The organism is Photobacterium ganghwense, assembly GCF_003025595.1.
GTDB classification, from domain to species: domain Bacteria; phylum Pseudomonadota; class Gammaproteobacteria; order Enterobacterales; family Vibrionaceae; genus Photobacterium; species Photobacterium ganghwense.
Genome location: NZ_PYMI01000001.1, coordinates 911,261 through 931,283, shown reverse-complemented (window position 1 = coordinate 931,283; position 20,023 = coordinate 911,261). Strand labels below are relative to the sequence as shown.

General features: G+C 50.9%; 17 protein-coding genes and 1 pseudogene. All 18 read left to right on the top strand.

Going from position 1 to position 20,023, the window contains the following annotated elements:
- The first annotated feature begins 89 nt into the window (after positions 1-89).
- A complete protein-coding gene (gene flgK, locus C9I92_RS04030) occupies positions 90-2,045 on the top strand; it encodes a flagellar hook-associated protein FlgK (RefSeq protein ID WP_047883854.1) in 1,956 nt (651 codons plus the stop codon).
- Between the two features lie 15 nt (positions 2,046-2,060).
- Positions 2,061-3,287, top strand: coding sequence for a flagellar hook-associated protein FlgL (gene flgL, locus C9I92_RS04025; protein ID WP_047883853.1), 1,227 nt, complete (start codon positions 2,061-2,063; stop codon positions 3,285-3,287).
- Positions 3,288-3,559: 272 nt separating this feature from the next.
- Positions 3,560-4,735: a flagellin gene (locus tag C9I92_RS04020; protein ID WP_047883852.1), complete on the top strand. Its 1,176-nt coding sequence runs from the start codon at positions 3,560-3,562 to the stop codon at positions 4,733-4,735.
- Between the two features lie 73 nt (positions 4,736-4,808).
- Positions 4,809-5,246 carry a flagellar protein FlaG gene (locus tag C9I92_RS04015; protein WP_053061724.1) on the top strand — a complete coding sequence of 146 codons (438 nt, stop codon included), beginning with the start codon at positions 4,809-4,811 and terminating at the stop codon, positions 5,244-5,246.
- A gap of 12 nt (positions 5,247-5,258) precedes the next feature.
- Positions 5,259-6,656 carry a flagellar filament capping protein FliD gene (fliD, locus tag C9I92_RS04010; RefSeq protein WP_047883851.1) on the top strand — a complete coding sequence of 466 codons (1,398 nt, stop codon included), beginning with the start codon at positions 5,259-5,261 and terminating at the stop codon, positions 6,654-6,656.
- 28 nt (positions 6,657-6,684) lie between these two features.
- Positions 6,685-6,978 carry a hypothetical protein gene (locus C9I92_RS04005; RefSeq protein ID WP_047883850.1) on the top strand — a complete coding sequence of 98 codons (294 nt, stop codon included), beginning with the start codon at positions 6,685-6,687 and terminating at the stop codon, positions 6,976-6,978.
- Between the two features lie 14 nt (positions 6,979-6,992).
- Positions 6,993-7,406, top strand: a complete 414-nt coding sequence (fliS, locus tag C9I92_RS04000; protein WP_047883849.1) for a flagellar export chaperone FliS — start codon at positions 6,993-6,995, stop codon at positions 7,404-7,406.
- A gap of 247 nt (positions 7,407-7,653) precedes the next feature.
- Positions 7,654-9,111: a sigma-54 dependent transcriptional regulator gene (locus C9I92_RS03995; RefSeq protein ID WP_047883848.1), complete on the top strand. Its 1,458-nt coding sequence runs from the start codon at positions 7,654-7,656 to the stop codon at positions 9,109-9,111.
- Between the two features lie 198 nt (positions 9,112-9,309).
- Positions 9,310-10,374: a sensor histidine kinase gene (locus C9I92_RS03990; protein WP_047883847.1), complete on the top strand. Its 1,065-nt coding sequence runs from the start codon at positions 9,310-9,312 to the stop codon at positions 10,372-10,374.
- Positions 10,371-11,774 carry a sigma-54-dependent transcriptional regulator gene (locus tag C9I92_RS03985; RefSeq protein ID WP_047883846.1) on the top strand — a complete coding sequence of 468 codons (1,404 nt, stop codon included), beginning with the start codon at positions 10,371-10,373 and terminating at the stop codon, positions 11,772-11,774. Before C9I92_RS03990 ends, C9I92_RS03985 begins: the two co-directional genes overlap by 4 nt.
- 91 nt (positions 11,775-11,865) lie before the next feature.
- A complete protein-coding gene (gene fliE / locus C9I92_RS03980; RefSeq protein ID WP_047883845.1) occupies positions 11,866-12,177 on the top strand; it encodes a flagellar hook-basal body complex protein FliE in 312 nt (103 codons plus the stop codon).
- 15 nt (positions 12,178-12,192) lie between these two features.
- A complete protein-coding gene (gene fliF, locus C9I92_RS03975; protein WP_047883844.1) occupies positions 12,193-13,941 on the top strand; it encodes a flagellar basal-body MS-ring/collar protein FliF in 1,749 nt (582 codons plus the stop codon).
- Entirely contained in the window at positions 13,934-14,974 is a 1,041-nt protein-coding gene (fliG, locus tag C9I92_RS03970; RefSeq protein WP_047883843.1) for a flagellar motor switch protein FliG, read from the top strand. The genes fliF and fliG overlap by 8 nt, the downstream gene beginning before the upstream one ends.
- Positions 14,975-15,005: 31 nt before the next feature.
- Complete coding sequence (fliH, locus tag C9I92_RS03965) at positions 15,006-15,815, top strand: flagellar assembly protein FliH (RefSeq protein ID WP_047883842.1); 810 nt, start codon at positions 15,006-15,008, stop codon at positions 15,813-15,815.
- On the top strand, positions 15,815-17,137 hold the full coding sequence (gene fliI, locus C9I92_RS03960; RefSeq protein ID WP_047883841.1) for a flagellar protein export ATPase FliI: 1,323 nt from the start codon (positions 15,815-15,817) through the stop codon (positions 17,135-17,137). The genes fliH and fliI overlap by 1 nt, the downstream gene beginning before the upstream one ends.
- A gap of 31 nt (positions 17,138-17,168) precedes the next feature.
- Positions 17,169-17,618 carry a flagellar export protein FliJ gene (gene fliJ / locus C9I92_RS03955; protein WP_047883840.1) on the top strand — a complete coding sequence of 150 codons (450 nt, stop codon included), beginning with the start codon at positions 17,169-17,171 and terminating at the stop codon, positions 17,616-17,618.
- 139 nt (positions 17,619-17,757) lie between these two features.
- Positions 17,758-19,470: a flagellar hook-length control protein FliK gene (locus C9I92_RS03950; RefSeq protein WP_047883839.1), complete on the top strand. Its 1,713-nt coding sequence runs from the start codon at positions 17,758-17,760 to the stop codon at positions 19,468-19,470.
- A 39-nt stretch (positions 19,471-19,509) separates the two neighbouring features.
- Positions 19,510-20,019, top strand: a pseudogene (fliL, locus tag C9I92_RS03945) (flagellar basal body-associated protein FliL); the annotation flags it as partial.
- Positions 20,020-20,023: the final 4 nt, after the last annotated feature.

The following is a 20,023-nucleotide window of genomic DNA, read 5'->3' as shown; positions in this document are numbered from 1 at the left end:
GAGTTGGCGTGATTTTTGCTAATTCTCTGATGTTCGGCCTGAACGCTTTCGTAAGCAGGCTGGCGAAATGGTAGAAACCAGGAGAAATTATGGCTTTGGATTTATTGCAGATTGGCGTATCGGGATTGAGGAGTTCGCAGAAACAACTCAATGTCACAGGTCACAACATCAATAATGTCAATACACCTGGATATAGCCGCCAGCTCGCCGAGCAGAAAGCCAATGATGCCGTATGGCTGGGAGGGGATTATTACGGTTCTGGCTCATACATTGATAATGTCAGCCGGGCCTACGATCGCTTTGCCGCCCGAGAGCTGACGCTGACCACGACACAGCTGCATGCCAGCAATGAAAAAGCCAGCCAGCTTGCCATTATGGACGATTACATTTCCCGTAATGCCAGTAAAACGGTCAGTAACATGAACGATTACTACGATGCCGTTAAAAGCCTGGCGGATCACCCGAATGATATGGGCTCCCGTAAAGCCGTGATTGAAAATGCCGGTCTGGTGGCTAGCACTCTCAACAGTGCCCATGGCAATCTGACGGATATGCACCGTGAAGTCAGCGATCAAGTGGCAGCTTCTGTCAGTCGGGTAAATACCCTGGGGCAAGAACTTGCCGCCCTGAATGCCAGAGTGCTGGAAAGTCAGGGGGGCGAAAAAAATGATTTGTACGATCAGCAACAGCAGTTGATCAACGAGCTTGCTGAATACACCAATGTGACGGTGCTCTCTGATAAAGAGAACCCGGCGCAGACCATTATGATTGGGCAAGGCTACACGCTGGTATCCGGCGTTGAACCGTCCAAGCTTACAATTGTTCCCGGAGAGCCGGATCCAAGTCAAAGTCAGGTTGCGCTGGAGCATGGTAACTCACTGAAACCCCTCAAGGCTGAATCGATGGGGGGCAAAATCGGCGCTCTGATCGAATACCGTAGCGACGTCATTGAAAAAGGCATGAATGAAGTAGGGCGAATGGCGATCGGTTTTGCCAGTGAGATCAATACCATGCAACGTCAGGGTCTAGACCTGGAAGGTCAGCCGGGACAAAACCTGTTTACAGACGTGAACAGCTTGTCTGCACAACAACAGCGAGTGATTACCGAGGTGGGCAGTACGGCTGACATCAAAGTAGCAATTGATGATGTAAAACAGCTCAAAGCCGATGAATATCGCCTGGAAACTGAGGCTGATCCCGCTACCGGTGCATTAACCTACTCGTTGTTCAACAGTGCAGATGAATTGGTCACCCAAGCGGCTGGTTCAGGTGTTGCTGGCCAGCAAATTGCCGTTGATGGCATGGTCATTGAAATTGGTACGCCCCCGGTTGAGGGTGAAAGCGTGCAGATTCGCCCAGTGCGTCAGGGAGCCGGTGAAATAAGCTTGAATACCAACGACCCGAAAGCGATTGCTGCACAACGTGTCGTGACAGAAACTGAAACGAATACCGGCAACGCTCATCTTGAAGCGCTGCCTGGCGCAACAGCAACCGGCCGTTATCAAGTGCAGCTCTCCGCTGCTGGAGACAGTGTCTCGGTGACCGATGCAAACGGTAATGCGCTCACTTTGACTGACTCACTTGGCAATAGCGGCACCGCGCTGGCTTACCCGCTGCAAGATGGTCTGTTTCAGCTAACGGATCCGAGCGGCAGCGCCACGCTGCGGCTGACCCGAAGCGGACAAGCCAATGACAGTTTTGTCGTTGAGCTGGGCGCAAAACCTGCGGAAGGGGATAACTCCAATCTAATGGCTATGCAGTCTCTGCAGACGGAAAAAAGCATGAACGGGGGCCGTTCCTCAATCATCGACCTGTTTGAAGGCTTGTCGACCGATGTTGGTATTCAGAAACAAAACGCCGAAAAAATGACTCAGATAAATCAGATGGACTTCGATGCCGCAACCGAACGGGTGCAGAGCCTGTCCGGGGTCAACCTGGATGAAGAAGCCGCCAACCTGATGAAATTCCAGCAGGCGTACATGGCATCCTCTCGTATCATGAGTGTGGCCAAAGAAACCTTTGATACCTTGATGCGTGCCATCTGATTTTTGGGGTGATTTATGATTAGCCGAGTATCCACGTTTACCCAGTATCAAAACCTGACATCCAGCCTGATGCGTAAGCAGAGTATGATCAATGAAACCAATGAGCAGCTTGCGACCGGTAAACGAATGCAGACCGCCGGTGATGACCCGGTTGCCTCTGTCTCGACGCAAAACTACAAGCAGCAGCTCGTTCAAATTGATCAATACCAGAAGTCGATCACCCTTGCCGGAAACCGCCTTGGTTCGCTGGAAACCGCCTTGAGCGGCGCTGAGAATTACATTGACAGCACCAAACAAAAAGTTATCGGGATGATCAATGGGGCGATGGCTGGGGATGATAAAACGGCATTTAAGTCTGAGTTGGAAAGCCTTTACCAGGGATTGATCGATCTGGCTAACAGTCAGGATGAAGGGGGCAATTATATTTTCGCCGGTAATCAGGTGAATCAAATGCCTTTTGTCGCGGATGCTCAGGGTAATGTTCAGTACCTTGGTGATACCGGTCATCGTCAGGCCCGTGTTGACCAGTCGGTTTTTGTAAACACCAGTCAGCCAGGGCAAAAGGTCTTCATGGCTGTGGAAAACCCATTCGGAGACTTTAGGCCTGAATATCAAGGGCTCCAGCCGGAATCTGGATTGACGCTATTGTCGGCGACCAATCAGGATCCGAATGATACGACGCAGTATCGTGTGGCGTTTGTTGAAAATGCTGCAGGAGAGATGCAATACGAACTTTACGATGATTCGAGTAACACCCTTCTCGGCAGTGGGGCTTACGATGCGACAGCTGGTATCCAATACAGCGATCCGGCACCAGGTAGTCAGATTTCGCTGAACTTTCAGTTTGATGGGGATATCAAACCCAATGACTCCGTTACCTTAGAGCCTGAAAAAACCATTAGTTTGTTTGATTCCATCAAGAACGCGATTGATTATGCTGAAATGCCTGCATCATCGTCAGAAGCAAGGGCGAGCTTGCAAAGAACTATTGAAGAGTTAAACGCTGGATATGTGCATATGAACCAGCGGCGTTCAGATGTAGGGGTCGGTTTGAAGCAACTCGACACCTTCGAAGAGCAACATAAAGATTTCGAATTAACGCTGAGTGCGGCCAAAGGCAATCTCGAAGACACTGATTACAGTGAAGCCATTATTGAGATGAACCAGAACCTACTCGCAATGCAGGCGGCACAGGCAGCTTTTAACAAGGCAAAAGAGCTGACGCTGTTCAATTATCTGTAATGCAGATGTGATTATATCCCCTTAAAAAAAGCGGCAATGATTAGCCGCTTTTTTATTGCGTAACGTATTGATAGCAACCTAACTTGCTGTATTAAAAAGTAATCATGAGTGACTTGATTGTTGTGCATTAAGCGAGTTTTAGAAAACCGGAAAAAAAATTAAAAAATCCCTAAAGGTTTATTTTTCCATGCCGTTATAGAAGGTACTTAAACAAACTGATTCTCAAAACCCCCGCTACCAAAGCTGGGTTGCAAATAAACAGGGAGCAAATTATGGCTGTTACTATTAATACCAACGTGGCTGCAATGAATGCCCAGCGTAACCTTGGCGCAGCGAACAACAACGTAAGCAGCAGCATGGAGCGTCTGTCTACTGGTCTTCGTATCAACAGCGCCAAAGACGATGCGGCGGGTATGCAAATTTCTAACCGTCTGACCAGTCAGAGCAACGGCTTGAACGTAGCAATGCGTAATGCTAACGACGGTATCTCGATTGCGCAAACCGCAGAAGGTGCGATGCAGGAATCAACCAACATCATGCAGCGTATGCGTGACCTGTCATTGCAGTCTGCCAACGGCTCAAACTCTGATGATGACCGTGCTGCGATTCAAAAAGAAATTGACCAGCTAACCACAGAAATGAACCGTATTTCAGAAACCACGACTTTTGGTGGTCAGAAACTGCTGGATGGGTCATTCGGTACCCAGCAGTTCCAAGTAGGTGCAGCTGCGAATGAAACCATCAGTATGTCGCTGGGGGATATTTCTGCAGATAAGCTTGGGCGTGTTGGGGCTGACACGGCTACCGATGGCAGTATTAAGTCTGAAGGTGTTGATAATATCCTTGGTAAGGGTATAAAGCTGAGTGGTGCAACATTTGACAAAGAGATCGATTTAAGTGGTACCACTGATGCGGCTGGAGCTGTTGATGCGATTAACTCTGCTGTGAGTGGTACTGGTTTGGTTGCTTCGCTTGAAGATAATGGGGACATTACTCTGTCTGGTGTTGCCGATAATAAATATGCAGGTGAAACCATTACAATAACAAACAAAGATGGCAGCACTATCATGGATAATCAGGCAACCCCGGCCGATGCGACAACATCAATCATACTTGGGGCTGAAGATTCAAAATCACTACTATTAAGTGATTTAGATGTGACAACAGCTGCTGGAGCCCAAAATGCAGTTTATGCACTGGATGCCGGTATCAAATCATTAGACGAACAACGTGCCGATTTGGGTGCGGTGCAGAACCGTTTCAATCATACTCTGAATAACTTGTCAAACATCAATGAAAACGTCAATGCGTCTAACAGCCGTATTAAAGACGTCGATTTTGCGAAAGAAACCACTAACCTGACCAAGAACCAAATCTTGCAGCAAGCAAGTACCTCGATTCTGGCTCAGGCGAAGCAGAACCCACAGGCGGCACTGAGCCTGCTGTAATTCGTACTTAAGTTGTTCTTGGCCCGGCGTATGCCGGGCCTTTTGAGTATTTGAACGTGTATGGGTGAACAGTATGGAAATCAGCCCAGACAAAACCAGTACATTAGTAGCAAATCTGTTTTCGGCTCGCCAGGGTGACAAGCCAGCAACTGCCTCACCTGACGGCAATGTATTGCCCTTTCAAGGTGTCAACAGCACACCAAATGCAGCATCTAACCTTGTATCGACCAACGCCCCCCAGCTTATACCATCAGTTGAAGGGCCAACGTCTTCAGAAAAAGCGCAACCTAAGTACCCAACGGAAGAGCAACAAAGGCTACTGGAAAACCTCATGGGTCGCATGAATCGCTCATTACGCTTTGAGTTGGATGAAGAGAGCGGTGAGCAAGTTGTTTTTATCATTGATAAGCAAAGTGGTGATGTCGTTCGACAAATTCCGGCACAAGACTTGCTTGAATTAAACAGCAACCTGGCAAAGTACGCACCACGCTCACTCAGCCAGCAGGTGTAAAGAGAGGAACTTATGGGATTATCTGTTGGTGGTTTAGGATCAGGGTTAGACGTTGCTGGTATGACGCAGCAGCTGGTGGCAGCCGAACGAACGCCTAAGCAAACGCGAATAACAGATCAAATGAGTAAAGTAGACAGTAGCCTGAGTGCTTATGGCTTGGTAAAGTCTTCGGCCAGTAGTCTACAAGAGTTACTTGAAAAGTTTAAAGAAGATGAAGCTTTTATCAGTAAGAAAGCTTCATCTTCCGATAAAGAGTTTATTTCTGTAACGGCGGACAGTAATACCCAGAATGGCTCTTATTCTGTTGAGGTCAAACAGCTGGCAAAAAGCCATAAAATTGTCAGTAATTCCAGCTTTGATGCCGATCCGGCTGCTGATTTAGGTAGTGGTGAGATGGTCATTTCCGTCGGAGACAAATCAATGACCATCAATATCAGTTCGGATAAAAACAGTCTAAAAGACGTTGTTGCTGCAATTAATAATTCGAAAGATAATCCCGGTATCACTGCGACTACCATTACCGATGACGGTGGTTCAAAAATTCTGTTTTCATCGACGAAAACCGGTGCTGAAAATCAGATAAAAATCGATGCATCAGGCATGACTGGTGATTTGGCGAATTTGACCTATGATCCCGCCTCTCCTGGCGGAAATATGGCAGAAATGCAGGCTGCGCAGGATGCTCAAATTATCATTGATGGTTTTTCTGCTGTAACCAGCTCTACCAACAAATTTGAAAATGCCATTGATGGCTTAACGTTGGATATCAAGAAGCTGACGGGAACTTATGGTACAGGTACTGACACCGATGATATTGAAACCAAAAGTATCAATATCACGATTGAAAACGATAAAACTCAACCCAAAGACGCGTTGACGAAGTTTGTTGAGCAATACAATAGCCTGTTTGAGATGATTGAATCGCAGTCAAGCTATAGTGTTGAAGAGGGCAGTGGCGGACCGTTGGTCGGCGACAGTGTCTCCAAATCTCTTATTAGCCAGCTGAGAAACCTGATAAATGAACCTGTAACCGTGGATGGCCAGAAATACCGGATGGCAGACTTCGGTGTAACGACTGATAGGTACGGTAAATTAGAACTGGATGAAGAAATTTTAGGTGACATGCTGGATGATAAATTTTTAGATTTTGGTGCTTTTTTTACCAGTGATGGCGGCTTTTTAGATAAGGCTGATGAAGTCCTGGATGGTTTTGTTGGCCGGGATGGCAGTATTACCAGTAAAGAAGACAGCCTGAAAGAGCAGCAAAAGCGTCTGGAAGACGATATGTCTCAGCTTGATGCCCGTATGAAAGACTTTGAAGATCGCACATACAAACAACTGTCAGCCATGGATGCCGCGATTGCCCAAATGACCCAGGAGCTGGCAACCATGCAGAGCTTGTTGCTCTAGAACGTGTTGCTCTCAGTAAGGTAAGACCATGAAAGAACTACATCAGCTTGAGCATCGTATTAAAGCGATGGTTGTAATGGAAGAATACCCGGAAGAATTTCCGGAGCAGCTACAGACGTTGGTGGCTGCTCGTCATGAGATGGTGAAAACTATCCTTGCAGATGAAAAAACGCTGACCCGTCAAAAATTTGATGAGGTACAGCAGCGTACTCGGGAAATTAAGCATCTGCTGGAGCAAAACCGTTCCCGTATTAAAGAGAAGCTGTTGATTGCCAAAAAAGGCAAAAAATCAGTGTCGATTTATCAAATGTATCAAAAATAAATTAGGAAATTATCATGCGTGGTTCCCTTCAGGCCTACAAGCAAGTATCGGTAAACTCTCAGCTAGCCAGTGCTTCACCACATCGCATCGTACAGATGTTGATGGCCGGAGCCATTGAACGCCTGGTTCAGGGTAAAGCGGCAATGGAGCAGGGGAATATGGCGGCCAAAGGTGAGCGCCTGAATAAAGCCCTGGAAATCATCAGCAGTCTGCGTGAAACACTTTCAATGTCTGATGGTGGTGACGTTGCTGTTAATTTGGATCGCCTCTACGATTTCATGATGCGTCATATCCTTGACGCAAATCTGAACAACGATCCGGAGAAAATTGCGGAAGTAATTTCACTGCTCAGTGAAATTAAATCAGCCTGGGATCAAATCCCGGCAGAGTACCATTATGCCACTGAACAGGCCGAAAACGCCGGTTAATGTATGGCTAACCTCGCCGTGTGACAAATATTCCTATTGTTGCACGGCAAAAGCCCCTTCATTTGTACTGGTCTCTCACTTTGAGGGAAGTCAGTTGCCTTCTACTGTACATTGATTACAATGGTTGCCAATTTACCTGGCAACCATCTTATTTTTATAAACGAAAATTCGCGATTAACGTTGTAGGATTTTATCCGTTTGGCAGGGTGCCACGATTAGATAATTACAGACAGGCAATATCTTTCCTATGCAAGGTTTAGCAAAAACCCTCGTTATTGATGATGATCAGCAGTATCGCCACGATTTTAGTGTCATATTGAACTTTCTCGGTGAACAACATGTCACTTTATCCTCTGAAGAGATCGATAATTCTGTGTGGGGAAATGCTTGGGGTGCCTGTTTACTGGGTAATATCAAAGCCGATAAAGCGGTCAGCAGAATCCTGGACTTCCTTCGCATCAATAATCATATCCCGGTCATTGCTTTGTCTGGTCACGAACAGGCGTTAGCGGGGCTGCCAAATTATGTCGGAAACCTTGAGCTACCACTTAACTACAGTCAGTTGACCAATGCATTCCGTCACTGCCAGGAATTTCTAGGCAAACGTGCGTTTCAGGCGCCTCAGTTGGGACGAAAGAACACCTTATTTCGCTCAATGGTGGGTCGCAGTGAAGCGATCAGTGAGATCCGCCATCTTATTGAACAGGTTTCGACGACGGAAGCCAGTGTTCTGATACTAGGGGAATCCGGCACCGGAAAAGAAGTAGTGGCACGAAACATTCATTATCATTCCAACCGTGGTAAAGGCCCGTTTGTTCCGGTTAACTGTGGGGCTATCCCGCCGGATCTGTTGGAAAGTGAACTGTTTGGCCATGAGAAAGGGGCATTTACCGGTGCGATTTCTGCCCGTAAAGGTCGCTTTGAACTGGCTGAAGGCGGCACTCTGTTCCTGGACGAGATTGGCGATATGCCAATGTCCATGCAGGTGAAACTACTTCGGGTCCTTCAGGAACGTTGTTTTGAGCGCGTCGGTGGCACGGAAACCATCAAAGCCAATGTGCGAATTGTCGCAGCGACACACCGCAACCTGGAAGAGATGATCAGCGACAATACTTTCCGTGAAGATCTTTACTATCGCCTGAACGTCTTCCCAATTGAAATGCCCGCCCTGCGCGGTCGTATTGAAGACATCCCGCTGCTGCTTCAGGAACTTTTGGCTCGAATGGAAGCTGAAGGGGCGAAGCCGGTTTACTTTACCCCGCGTGCGATTACCTCGCTGATGGATCACGACTGGCCGGGTAACATTCGTGAACTGGCGAATCTGGTTGAACGCCTGATCATTCTTTATCCGGGCGAGATGGTTGACGTTAACCACCTGCCGATGAAGTACCGCTATTGTGATTTGCCGGAGTTCCAGCCGGAAGAAAACTTCCTGTCGCTTGAAGATCAGGAGCGTGCGGCACTGGCTGACATGTTTGCGACAGACAGCCGCGAACCGGAAGAGACCCTAAGCCTGAGCGGGCTGCCACCTGAAGGTTTGAATCTGAAGGAAATGCTGGCAGAGCTGGAAGTTGATATGATTCGTCAGGCGCTGGAAGCGCAAAGCGGCGTCGTGGCGCGAGCGGCGGATATGCTGGGAATGCGTCGTACGACTCTGGTTGAAAAAATGCGTAAATACGGTCTAAACAAAGAAGAAATTCGCTAAGACAATGTATTGAGTGAGCGGATAGCAGAAGTTCGCGACAATAAGCAGTGCCTATTTAAAAACAGCGGTGTCAAAATACTGACATCGCTGTTTTTGTTTCTGGTCATTATAACATACTGAATCTTATTGTTTTTTATTGGCACGAAAAATGCTAAAGAAAACACCTACTAATAAAAAGTCAGTATGGCCAGGGATTTGATGGACAACAAAGACGCCTCGCTCGACACGATGTCGCAGCAGGTCGCCCGATACCAACAAGCACTTGATGTCATGCCTTCAGGCGTGATTTTCCTCGATTCAGCCGGCAAAGTCAGCGAAGCGAATCCCGAAGCCTGCCGCCTTCTGGGTGAACCGCTGGTGGGCGTGAAATGGGTTGAGGTCATTCAGCGTGCCTTTGCGCCCCGAGAAGACGACGGTCATGAAGTGTCACTACGAAACGGTCGCCGTGTCAGACTGGCTATTTCTGCCACAGCGAGCGGGCAGTTGATTTTTATTACTGATATGACGGAAACCCGACTACTCCAGTCGCGAATCAGTGAAATGCAGCGACTGTCGTCACTGGGAAAAATGGTTGCTTCCTTAGCTCATCAGGTGCGTACCCCTTTGTCCAGTGCCATGTTGTATGCCTCTAATTTGGGGGCTCCGAATCTGGCTCCAGCTACCCGAGATCGCTTTCAGGCCAAACTGGTCGACCGCCTCCATGATCTTGAAAAACAAGTCAATGATATGTTGCTGTTCGCCAAAGGTGGCGACAACAAAGTGATCGAACGGTTTACCGTGGAAGCACTGTTGAACGAACTGGAAACGATGGTTGAAGCGTTGGTAATGCAAAAACAGGTGGATTTCAGCATTGACTGTGATGATGAATCACATGTTTTGGTCGGTAATGTGAACGCGCTGGCGAATGCCCTTAGCAACCTGATTATCAATGCGGTCCAAATGGCGGGTAAAGGCTGCCGTGTTGCGGTGCATGTACTACAACAAGATGATCGAATTCATATTGCCGTGCTGGATAATGGCCCGGGGATCTCCGCCGAGCTGCAGCAAAAAATCCTGGAGCCATTCTTTACGACCCGCAAACAGGGCACCGGATTGGGTCTGGCTGTGGTCCAGATGGTCGTCAATGCTCACAAGGGAACGATGAGGGTGTCTTCTGAACCAGGTAATGGTGCCTGTTTTACCCTTTCTTTGCCTGTCCCTGATGCTGCGTCATCTTCTTACGCGCATCAACCCGATACGTCAGAAACAGGAGTTATGTTATGAATCAGAGCCGTGTCTTAGTCGTTGAAGATGATGAGGGACTGCGCGAGGCCCTGGTCGATACACTTGCTCTGGCAGGTTACCAATGGCTGGAAGCAGAGAGTGCCGAGCAGGCATTGCTACTGCTGAAATCGGAGCCGGTTGATATCGTCGTGTCGGATGTTCAAATGGCAGGCATGGACGGGCTCAGCCTGCTGCGTAGTATCAAGCAGCACTGGCCGAAATTGCCGGTGTTGCTGATGACGGCATACGCCAATATTGAAGATGCCGTGTCAGCTATGAAGGACGGTGCCATCGACTACATGGCCAAGCCTTTTGCCCCGGAAGTGCTGCTTAACATGATTGGCCGTTATGCACCGGTTAAGACGGAATCTACCTCCGCGGTAGTGGCAGACGAAAAATCCCGTAAGCTGCTGGCGTTGGCGGAAAGAGTAGCCAAAACGGATGCCAGCGTGCTTATCCTTGGCCCAAGCGGTTCGGGCAAAGAAGTCATGTCCCGCTATATTCACGATCATTCGGCACGTAGTGATGGCCCATTTGTCGCTATCAACTGCGCGGCAATACCGGACAACATGCTGGAAGCCACGCTGTTTGGCTACGAGAAAGGGGCGTTTACCGGTGCTGTCCAGGCTTGTCCGGGTAAATTTGAGCAGGCGCAGGGCGGGACGATTTTGCTGGATGAAATCAGCGAGATGGACCTGAATCTTCAGGTCAAACTGCTGCGCGTGCTGCAGGAAAGAGAAGTAGAACGTCTGGGCAGCCGTAAAAGTATCAAGCTGGATGTACGAGTTCTGGCGACCAGCAACCGTGACCTGAAGCAGTATGTCACGGACGGGCATTTTCGCGAGGACTTATATTACCGGCTCAATGTGTTTCCGCTGGCGTGGCCGGCGCTGGCTGATCGTCCGGGCGATATCGAGCCATTGGCTCAGTTTCTACTGGATCGCCACTGCAAAAAGCAGGGGCTGGCCTTGCCGGAGATTGCGGGTGATGCCCTGGCTAAACTGCGACGCTACAGCTGGCCGGGAAATGTCCGGGAGCTGGATAATGTCGTCCAGCGTGCGCTGATTCTGTGTCAGGGGCAGTACATTACCGCAGCTGATATTCTGCTGGAAGGGCTGGACTGGCTGGATGCCTGTGACTTGCAATCGACCATTGAGCAGGCAGTGATTCCGGATGTGATGCCTGTTCAGGAAAAGTGCAGTGCGGTTTTCTCGACAGCGGTGCCTGCTGATGGCCTAGGAAATGAGCTGCGGGAGCAGGAGTTTTCGATTATTCTAGAAACCATTCGTGCCTGCGATGGCAGCCGGAAAGATGTCGCAGAAAGACTGGGGATCAGCCCACGAACCCTTCGCTATAAGTTGGCAAAAATGCGTGATGCTGGAATCGATATCCCAGTTTAACCGGCGTAATGATGCTGTTGTTTTGCCATTACCATTATTTATTTAGAATGTTGATTTCAATAAGAATTAGACTGATTTGTAAGGAGAGAAGATGAAAGTAAACGGACTTCAGGCGGAACTCCAGGCAATGAAACTGGAGGCCAGCAATGCCAACAAGCCTGCCTCAGCACAGCAAGTCAGTGAAGATTTCGGCGCGTTGCTGGGCAATGCCATTAAAAACGTCAACGGTCTGCAGTCGCAGTCCAGCGAGCTGGCGACGCGATTTGATCAGGGAGACCGCAGTGTTTCTCTGTCTGACGTTATGATTGCCCGCAACAAATCCAGTGTGGCCTTTGAAGCAACCGTGCAGGTGCGGAACAAAATGGTTGAGGCCTACAAAGAATTAATGAACATGCCGGTATAAATCAGGAATTATTGAGTGTCGGATTCGTCTTCAAACAATGAGCTAGCTGTGGCTGGGCAGGCATCTACACCGGCGTTGTCGAATGATAGCCTGGATATGCAGAACCCGGATGCGGAAGAAAAGAGTGTTTCGCGTGTAGACAGCATGCTGGGCAACCTCGATCTTCTGCGTCAGGTGATTCTGGTCTTGTCAGTGGCGATCTGCGTGGCCTTGATTGTGCTGGTTATCTCCTGGCTGAAAGAGCCGGAGATGCGTCCGTTAGGCACGTTTGAAACGGCTGAGCTGATACCTATTCTCGATCATTTTGATCAGAAAAAAATTGTTTACACCCTGGAAGGCAACACCATCCGGGTGCCTGCCGATAATTATTCCTCGATTAAGCTGGAGATGACCCGGGCCGGGCTCAATCAGACGACCGCAGAAGGCGATGATATCCTGCTGAAAGACATGGGTTTCGGCGTGTCGCAACGGCTTGAGCAGGAGCGTCTTAAGCTAAGTCGTGAGCGCCAGCTGGCCCGTGCCATCGAACAAATCCGTCAGGTCCGCAAAGCGCAGGTGTTGTTGGCGATGCCAAAACAGAGCGTATTTGTGCGTCATAACCAGGAAGCATCAGCCACTGTCTTTCTGACGCTGGGCAGCGGTGCAACGCTGGGCCAGCAGGAAGTGGATTCAATTGTCGACATGGTGTCCACGGCGGTGCCGGGGCTCAAACCGACCCGTGTTACCGTGACTGATCAGCACGGTCGTTTGCTCAGTTCAGGAACCGAAGACCCGGCGGCGACCGCCCGGCGCAAAGAGTATGAGCTGGAACGCAAGCAGGAGCAGGCCCTGCGGGATAAAATCGATGCCATCCTGATCCCTGTACTGGGACTGGGGAAATATACGTCCCAGGTGGATGTATCGATGGATTTCAGCGCGGTGGAAGAAACCCGCAAGCAGTACGACCCGGCGACCTCGGCGACCCGCAGTGAATACACGCTGGAAGATTACAACAACGGTAGCATGGTGGCCGGTATTCCCGGCGCGCTGAGCAACCAGCCGCCTGCAGACAGCTCGATTCCGGAAGATGTCGCCAAACTGCAGTCGGGTAAAAATGCAAACAATGGCTCGGTACACCGCGAAGCCACCCGTAACTATGAACTGGATACCACTATTCGCCATAAGCGGGCGCAATCCGGCAGTATTCAGCGTCAGACGGTTTCTGTTGCTATTGATTATAAATCTGTACTGGATCCGGAAAGTGGTGAAATGACCCGGATACCGCTCAGTGAAGCCGAGCTGGCGAAAATCAGCCGCCTGCTGAAAGGTGGGGTGGGCTTTTCGGAGGCCCGCGGTGACATGCTGGAAGTGATTTCTGTGCCGTTTGCCGAGCCGGAAGACATTCAGGTTTCCGATCTGCCAATTTGGGAGCATCCGAACTTCAGTACCTGGGTTCGCTGGCTGGCTGCCGCACTGGTGATTGCTGTTGTCATGTTGGTCATGGTGCGTCCGGCGATGCGCAAGCTGCTGTATCCGAATCAGGCCGCAGACGGTACGCCACTTGATGAAAATGGCATGCCACTGATGGGCGGTGACAATGATCGGATTGACCTTATCGGTAGTGAATTGGATGGCGGTGACGTGCTGGAGCTGAGCAGCAGCACGCTCGACCTGCCGAACCTGCACAAAGATGAGGATCTGCTGAAAGCGGTGCGGGCACTGGTTGCTAACGAGCCGGATCTGGCGGCACAAGTTGTGAAAAATTGGGTGAATGAAGATGGCTAATGAAGTCGCTACCACTGAAGACAAAAAGTTTGACGTCAACAGTCTGTCTGGGACTGAAAAAGCGGCTATTTTGCTGTTGAGCCTGAATGAACAGGATGCCGCCAGCATTATTCGCCATTTGCAGCCTAAACAGGTACAGCGGGTGGGTGGTGCCATGGCGTCAATGGCTGATCTGAGCCAGGACAAGGTGTCCGCCGTACATCGCCATTTTCTCGAAGATATTCAGAAATACACCAGCATCGGCATGGGCAGTGAAGACTTTGTTCGCAATACGCTGATTGCCGCGCTGGGTGAAGACAAGGCCAATAATCTGGTGGATCAAATCCTGATGGGCAGCGGCTCGAAAGGGCTCGATTCCCTGAAATGGATGGATCCCCGTCAGGTGGCCAGCATCATTCACAATGAGCACCCGCAGATCCAGACCATTGTGCTGTCTTACCTTGAGCCGGAACAATCGGCCGAGATTCTGGCACAGTTCCCTGAACGGGTTCGTTTAGATCTGATGATGCGTATTGCTAACCTAGAAGAAGTCCAGCCGGCGGCACTGCATGAACTGAATGATATCATGGAGAAACAGTTTGCCGGTCAGGCCGGCGCTCAGGCGGCGAAAATTGGCGGCCTGAAGGCGGCGGCAGAAATCATGAACTACCTCGACAACAATGTTGAAGGTCTGCTCATGGATCAGATCCGCGAGAACGATGAAGAGATGGCGACACAGATTGAAGATTTGATGTTCGTCTTTGATAACCTGGCGGAAGTGGATGATCGTGGTATCCAGACTCTTTTGCGTGATGTGCCGCAAGATCTGCTGCAGAAAGCCCTGAAAGGAGCGGATGACCTGTTGCGTGAAAAAATCCTGCGTAACATGTCCAAGCGTGCGGCTGAAATGCTGCAGGACGATCTGGAAGCCATGGGACCAATTCGGGTCTCTGATGTGGAAGCTGCTCAGAAAGAGATTCTGTCAATTGCCCGTCGTCTGTCTGATGCCGGTGAACTCATGCTGACTGGCAGTGGTCAGGACGATTTCCTCTGATCCTATAACCTGAAAACTGACAGGAAAATAAATGTCGACTGATCGCCGCCGTGGTTTTTTGCGAGTATCTGAGCATCAGGCTCAGGAGCTGGAGCGCTGGGCTTATCCGGATTACAGCGACGAGCAGTCGTCGATGGCGGAGAATGCGCTGAACTATGATCCGCAATGGCATGTGGAGCCGCTCGAACTTGAAGAGGAAGAGCAGGGACCGCCACCGTTAACCGCCGCTGATCTGGAAGCCATTCGTCAGTCGGCTTACGAAGAAGGCCTGCTAGAAGGTCGCGAGGCCGGTCATGCTGAAGGTTTTGCTCTGGGGCAAAGCGAAGGGCTGGAGCAGGGTAAGCAGCAAGGCCTGGAACAAGGGCTCGCAGAAGGGCTGACACAGGGCGAGGCACGCATTCAGGAGCAGGTAGGATTACTCACCCAGCTGATGGACAAGCTTTCGACTCCGCTGGCGCAGGTCGACAATGATGTTGAACAGCAGTTGCTCCGGTTGGTAACCGGGCTGACCCGTGAGCTGATTCAGGTGGAACTGAATACCAATTCTCAGGTGATTCTTCAGACTCTTCGCGAGGGTATTGCCGCTCTGCCTATCGCCAATCAAACCGTGATTATTCAACTGCATCCAGACGATGCCGCTGTTATCAAAAAAGCCTATGGTGAAGCGAGCCTGGCCGAACGCCAATGGCAGCTTCAGGCTGAACCCGCCTTAAATCGCGGCGATCTGGTGGTGCAGGCTGGTGACTCTACGGTGGAGTTCCCCGTTCAGGAGCGAATTCGCCATCTGCTGACCCAATTCATAGGCGTCAATGCAACGCAACACACGCAGCATGGAGCCTGATAATGGCACTGGCTGAGCGTCTTTCCCGATACCAAACTTCCCAACTGGCTTGTCGCCCAGTGGCCGCTGGCCGCTTGGTTCGCGTGGTTGGCCTGACTCTGGAAGCGATTGGCTGTCGGGCTCCGGTTGGCAGCCTGTGCCGGGTGGAAACCCTCAACGGTGAGATGGAAGCTGAGGTGGTGGGCTTCTCCGGCGAGACCCTGTACCTGATGCCGAGCGAACAGTTGACCGGCGTGATGCCCGGGGCCAGAGTCACACCAATTCAGCATGCTGCCGGTCTGCCGGTTGGGATGGAGCTGCTTGGGCGGGTCATTGACGGGGTTGGTAACCCGCTTGACGGGCTGGGTGATATTTATACCGCTGAGCGCGCTTCATTTAACGCTGACCCAATCAATCCCTTGAGCCGTAAGCCGATCAAAGAACCGCTGGATGTCGGGCTGAAAGCCATCAATGGTGTGCTGACGGTCGGCAAAGGCCAGCGGATTGGCCTGTTTGCCGGTTCGGGGGTCGGTAAGTCCGTCACGCTGGGAATGATGACTAGGGGCACGACCGCTCAGGTGGTTGTCGTGGGCCTGATCGGCGAGCGTGGTCGCGAGGTAAAAGAATTTATTGATGAGATTCTCGGTACTGAGGGGCGCGAGCGGGCTGTAGTGATCGCGGCCCCGGCAGATGCCTCTCCGCTGATGCGGTTAAAAGGTTGCCAGACAGCCCTGACAATTGCGGAATACTTTCGTGACCAGGGACTGGATGTGCTGCTGTTAATGGATTCTCTGACCCGCTTTGCCCAGGCACAGCGGGAGATTGCCCTGTCGGTTGGTGAGCCCCCGGCAACCAAAGGTTATCCGCCGTCGGTTTTTGCCAAACTGCCGGCATTGGTTGAACGTGCCGGTAATGGTGGCGAGCATCAGGGGTCTATCACTGCTTTTTTTACCGTGTTAACCGAAGGTGATGATCTGCAGGATCCGATTGCCGATTCCGCGCGGGCAATTCTGGATGGTCACATTGTGCTGTCCCGGGAAATGGCGGATGCCGGTCATTACCCGGCTATTGATGTAGAGCGCTCGGTCAGCCGGGTGATGCCGGCGATTGTCAGCGAGGAGCACATGCTGATGTCAAAAGCAGTACGGCAGATTTTGTCTATCTGCCGAAAAAATCAGGATTTGGTGTCTATCGGTGCCTATAAACCGGGTACGGATCAGGCCATTGATCAGGCATTCGCATTCAAACCCAGACTGGATGCGTATCTGCAACAATCGATGAAAGAATCGGTTCCTTATGATATGTGCGTCAACATGCTGCGCTCGGTTCTGAGTGGTTCCTGATGAAAGCTGAGCTTAACCTAGGAATCTGACCATGTCTGAACAAGCCCTGGCGCTCTTATTGGAGCGAGCCAAAGACGATGAGCAAAAAGCCGCGACAGCCTTACACCAGGCGCGGTTGGAGAAGGAAAATTACCTTCGCCAGCTGCAGCAGATCGAGCAATACCGGCTGGATTACAGCCGACAGCTGTCGGAGCGCGGAATGCAGGGGCTGACAGCCAGCTCCTACAGTCATTTGCAAAAGTTTCTCAGCCAGTTGGATGAAACCCTGTCGCGGCAAAAAGCCGCCGGTCACCACTTTGATCATCAAATTACCCGAAGCTCTGAGCAATGGAATGAAGTCCGAAAACAGCGGCGCTCCATTGAATGGCTGCTGGATAAAAAGCAAACGGAGCGCCAGCAGCGTTTGGATCGCCAGGAGCAGAAGCTGATGGATGAGTTTGCCACTCTGCAATTCGCCCGTCGGATGACCAATCAGCGTTAACCTGATCCGGTATCGGGTTACCTGTCAGGCCGTCAGAGAGATGGCAAAAAACTGGTGCAATTCTTGCTTGTATACCCGTTATGAATTGTCGTGATTTTGACTTGTCTATTTTGGCAAGCACAGCACACCAGAGCCGATTATGACTGTATCTCGCTTACTCACGCCAGAGCCGACTAAAAGTCAGGTTTTACCTTCGTCAACTCCTATTGCCGCAGCGCCTTTGCGTGCCCAGGGGAGAGAAACAGCGACGACTCCTGCTTCTTCAGCAGCCTTTTCTGAGGTATTGGATCAGGCGAATCGTCATGCCCCGTCTTCGGAAAAACCATCATCGGCAAAGTCGCTTGTGGCAAAACAGCCCCTAGCTGCTGATGGTCAGGGTGCCGGAAAACAATCAGAGACGAGTCGCACCGCGTCTCAGTCCACACAACCGGGCTCTCAGGCCGGGGAAGAAGTGGCTGTCGGAGCAGAAAAAGCGGATTCCGTCACCCGCTCTGCGGCAACCGAACTGTCTGGCACCGCATCATCTGGCGAAGCCGGTGTGTTCGCCGGCTCTTCAAAGGGATCGGTGTTGGCTGAAAAAGGGGACGATGACAGTGCAGAAATAGCTGATAAATCCCTTTCAGAACAAACGGCTGGGTCTGTTCAGCCTGACGATGAGGGCGATGCCATCATGTCAGCCGGCCATTCGCCGACCGCTAACGATGTAGCGCTCTCCGCGTCCCATGTCGCGGAGTCGGACAACGTCGATGAAGCTTCTGAGGATAAGGTGGATGGGGCTGCTATTTCTTCACTGATGGGTTTTGCCCAAGCGGCACCTATAACGAAGGCTGCTGATTCTGCTGATAAAGCAGGTTCAGATAAAGCCGTTACCGATGCCGTTATTTCTGATAAAGCATTTTCCGGTGCATCCGGGGCGAAAAAGTGGATGAGTGAAGGCGATGCACTGCTGGCGCGCTTATCTGCCGCTCATGCTCAGTTGAGTGACGGTGAGGCAGATCAGGCGGATGATGCGAGTTTAGCGCAGACTGCTTTGTCGACCATCAAAGAGGCAAATGGCAAAGAGTTGCCGCCATGGGCTGATGGCGGCAAAGACGGGGTGAAACCCGATGGTCAGAAAAGTGCCGGAATTTTGACTGGCACAGATTCCCCACTGTCAGCATTGATGGCTTCCCGTTTGTCTGGGGGTGACGGTAAATCGACACTCCTGACAGGTGCGACGACCCAAGACGGAGAGTCTGAGGCGGTAGGCCTTGAAAGCCTGAAAGGGACTCATGCATTGTCATCTCAAATCAGCCAGGGCGGGCTGGATGAACTGACCGGTGATCACAAAGCGGATGACGCTGCCGGGCGGACACATCAGGGGCAGAGCGCCCCTTTGCTGGCAGCGAATAAAGCTGAAAATACCGCCTCTGCCCCAGCTATTCAGCTGCATAAAGATCAGGCCGGTGACAAACTGGCTGATCAGGTGCAAATGATGATGGCCAAGAACTTAAAGCAGATCGACATTCGCCTTGATCCACCGGAGTTGGGAAAACTGCACATTAAATTGTCGCTCAACCAGGATCAGGCTTCGGTGCATTTTACCGTCGCCAATTCGCAGACCCGTGATCTGGTGGAGCAAGCCATGCCACGACTCCGGGAATTGCTGGGTCAGCAGGGCGTCCAACTGGCTCAGGGCTCTGTTCAGCAAGATAGCGCCGGGCAGAATGGCGGCCAGTTTCATCAGCAAGAGCAGTCTTCCGGCAACGGAATGATGACGGCGGGCGGAACTGACCCCGGGCAGGGTTCGGACGGTGATGTGACAGAACTGTGGATGAGCCAGAAGAAAGACGGCGTCGATTATTATGCCTGAGCACAGAGTTTGGTAGACTGGCTCGGGCGACAAGAATAAGAAAAGGAATCAAACGCAATGGCGGAAGACCTTAACGGTGGCAGCAAGAAAAAACTGTTTGTGATCATAGCTCTGGCCGTGGTGCTATTGGCTGGCGGCGGGGCCGGGGCCTGGTTCATGTTCGGCGGTGAGGATACCCCTGAACAGGAAGTCGCAAAGCCTCAGGAAAGTGCGGCACCGGGAGCTAAAGAGTCCGCGTATTATGTGATTCTTCCTCAGCCGTTCATTTTCAATGTAACGGGTGACAAGCGAGATCGCCTGGTTCAGGTGAAAGTCCAGTTAATGGTTCGCGGCGACGAGAACGAAGCGGCCACCAAACAGCACATTCCATTGATTGAAAGCACGTTGTTGCAGACCTTCAGTGCGGCAACGGTTGAACAGTTACGTACTCCGAATGGCCGTATTGATCTGCGTCAGCAAGCACTGACAGCCGTTCAGGATGCCATGATTAAAGTCGCTGGCAGACAGTCTGTTGAGCGAGTCCTGTTCACTGGTTTTGTAATGCAGTAGGTAT

Coding starts and splice junctions, on each gene's coding strand:
- fliG (WP_047883843.1), top strand. CDS start 13,934: ATGGCTAATGAAGTCGCTACCACTGAAGACAAAAAGTTTGACGTCAAC.
- fliE (WP_047883845.1), top strand. CDS start 11,866: ATGAAAGTAAACGGACTTCAGGCGGAACTCCAGGCAATGAAACTGGAG.
- C9I92_RS04015 (WP_053061724.1), top strand. CDS start 4,809: ATGGAAATCAGCCCAGACAAAACCAGTACATTAGTAGCAAATCTGTTT.
- C9I92_RS03950 (WP_047883839.1), top strand. CDS start 17,758: ATGACTGTATCTCGCTTACTCACGCCAGAGCCGACTAAAAGTCAGGTT.
- fliJ (WP_047883840.1), top strand. CDS start 17,169: ATGTCTGAACAAGCCCTGGCGCTCTTATTGGAGCGAGCCAAAGACGAT.
- flgK (WP_047883854.1), top strand. CDS start 90: ATGGCTTTGGATTTATTGCAGATTGGCGTATCGGGATTGAGGAGTTCG.
- C9I92_RS04020 (WP_047883852.1), top strand. CDS start 3,560: ATGGCTGTTACTATTAATACCAACGTGGCTGCAATGAATGCCCAGCGT.
- C9I92_RS03985 (WP_047883846.1), top strand. CDS start 10,371: ATGAATCAGAGCCGTGTCTTAGTCGTTGAAGATGATGAGGGACTGCGC.
- fliH (WP_047883842.1), top strand. CDS start 15,006: ATGTCGACTGATCGCCGCCGTGGTTTTTTGCGAGTATCTGAGCATCAG.
- fliD (WP_047883851.1), top strand. CDS start 5,259: ATGGGATTATCTGTTGGTGGTTTAGGATCAGGGTTAGACGTTGCTGGT.
- C9I92_RS03990 (WP_047883847.1), top strand. CDS start 9,310: ATGGACAACAAAGACGCCTCGCTCGACACGATGTCGCAGCAGGTCGCC.
- flgL (WP_047883853.1), top strand. CDS start 2,061: ATGATTAGCCGAGTATCCACGTTTACCCAGTATCAAAACCTGACATCC.
- fliS (WP_047883849.1), top strand. CDS start 6,993: ATGCGTGGTTCCCTTCAGGCCTACAAGCAAGTATCGGTAAACTCTCAG.
- C9I92_RS03995 (WP_047883848.1), top strand. CDS start 7,654: ATGCAAGGTTTAGCAAAAACCCTCGTTATTGATGATGATCAGCAGTAT.
- C9I92_RS04005 (WP_047883850.1), top strand. CDS start 6,685: ATGAAAGAACTACATCAGCTTGAGCATCGTATTAAAGCGATGGTTGTA.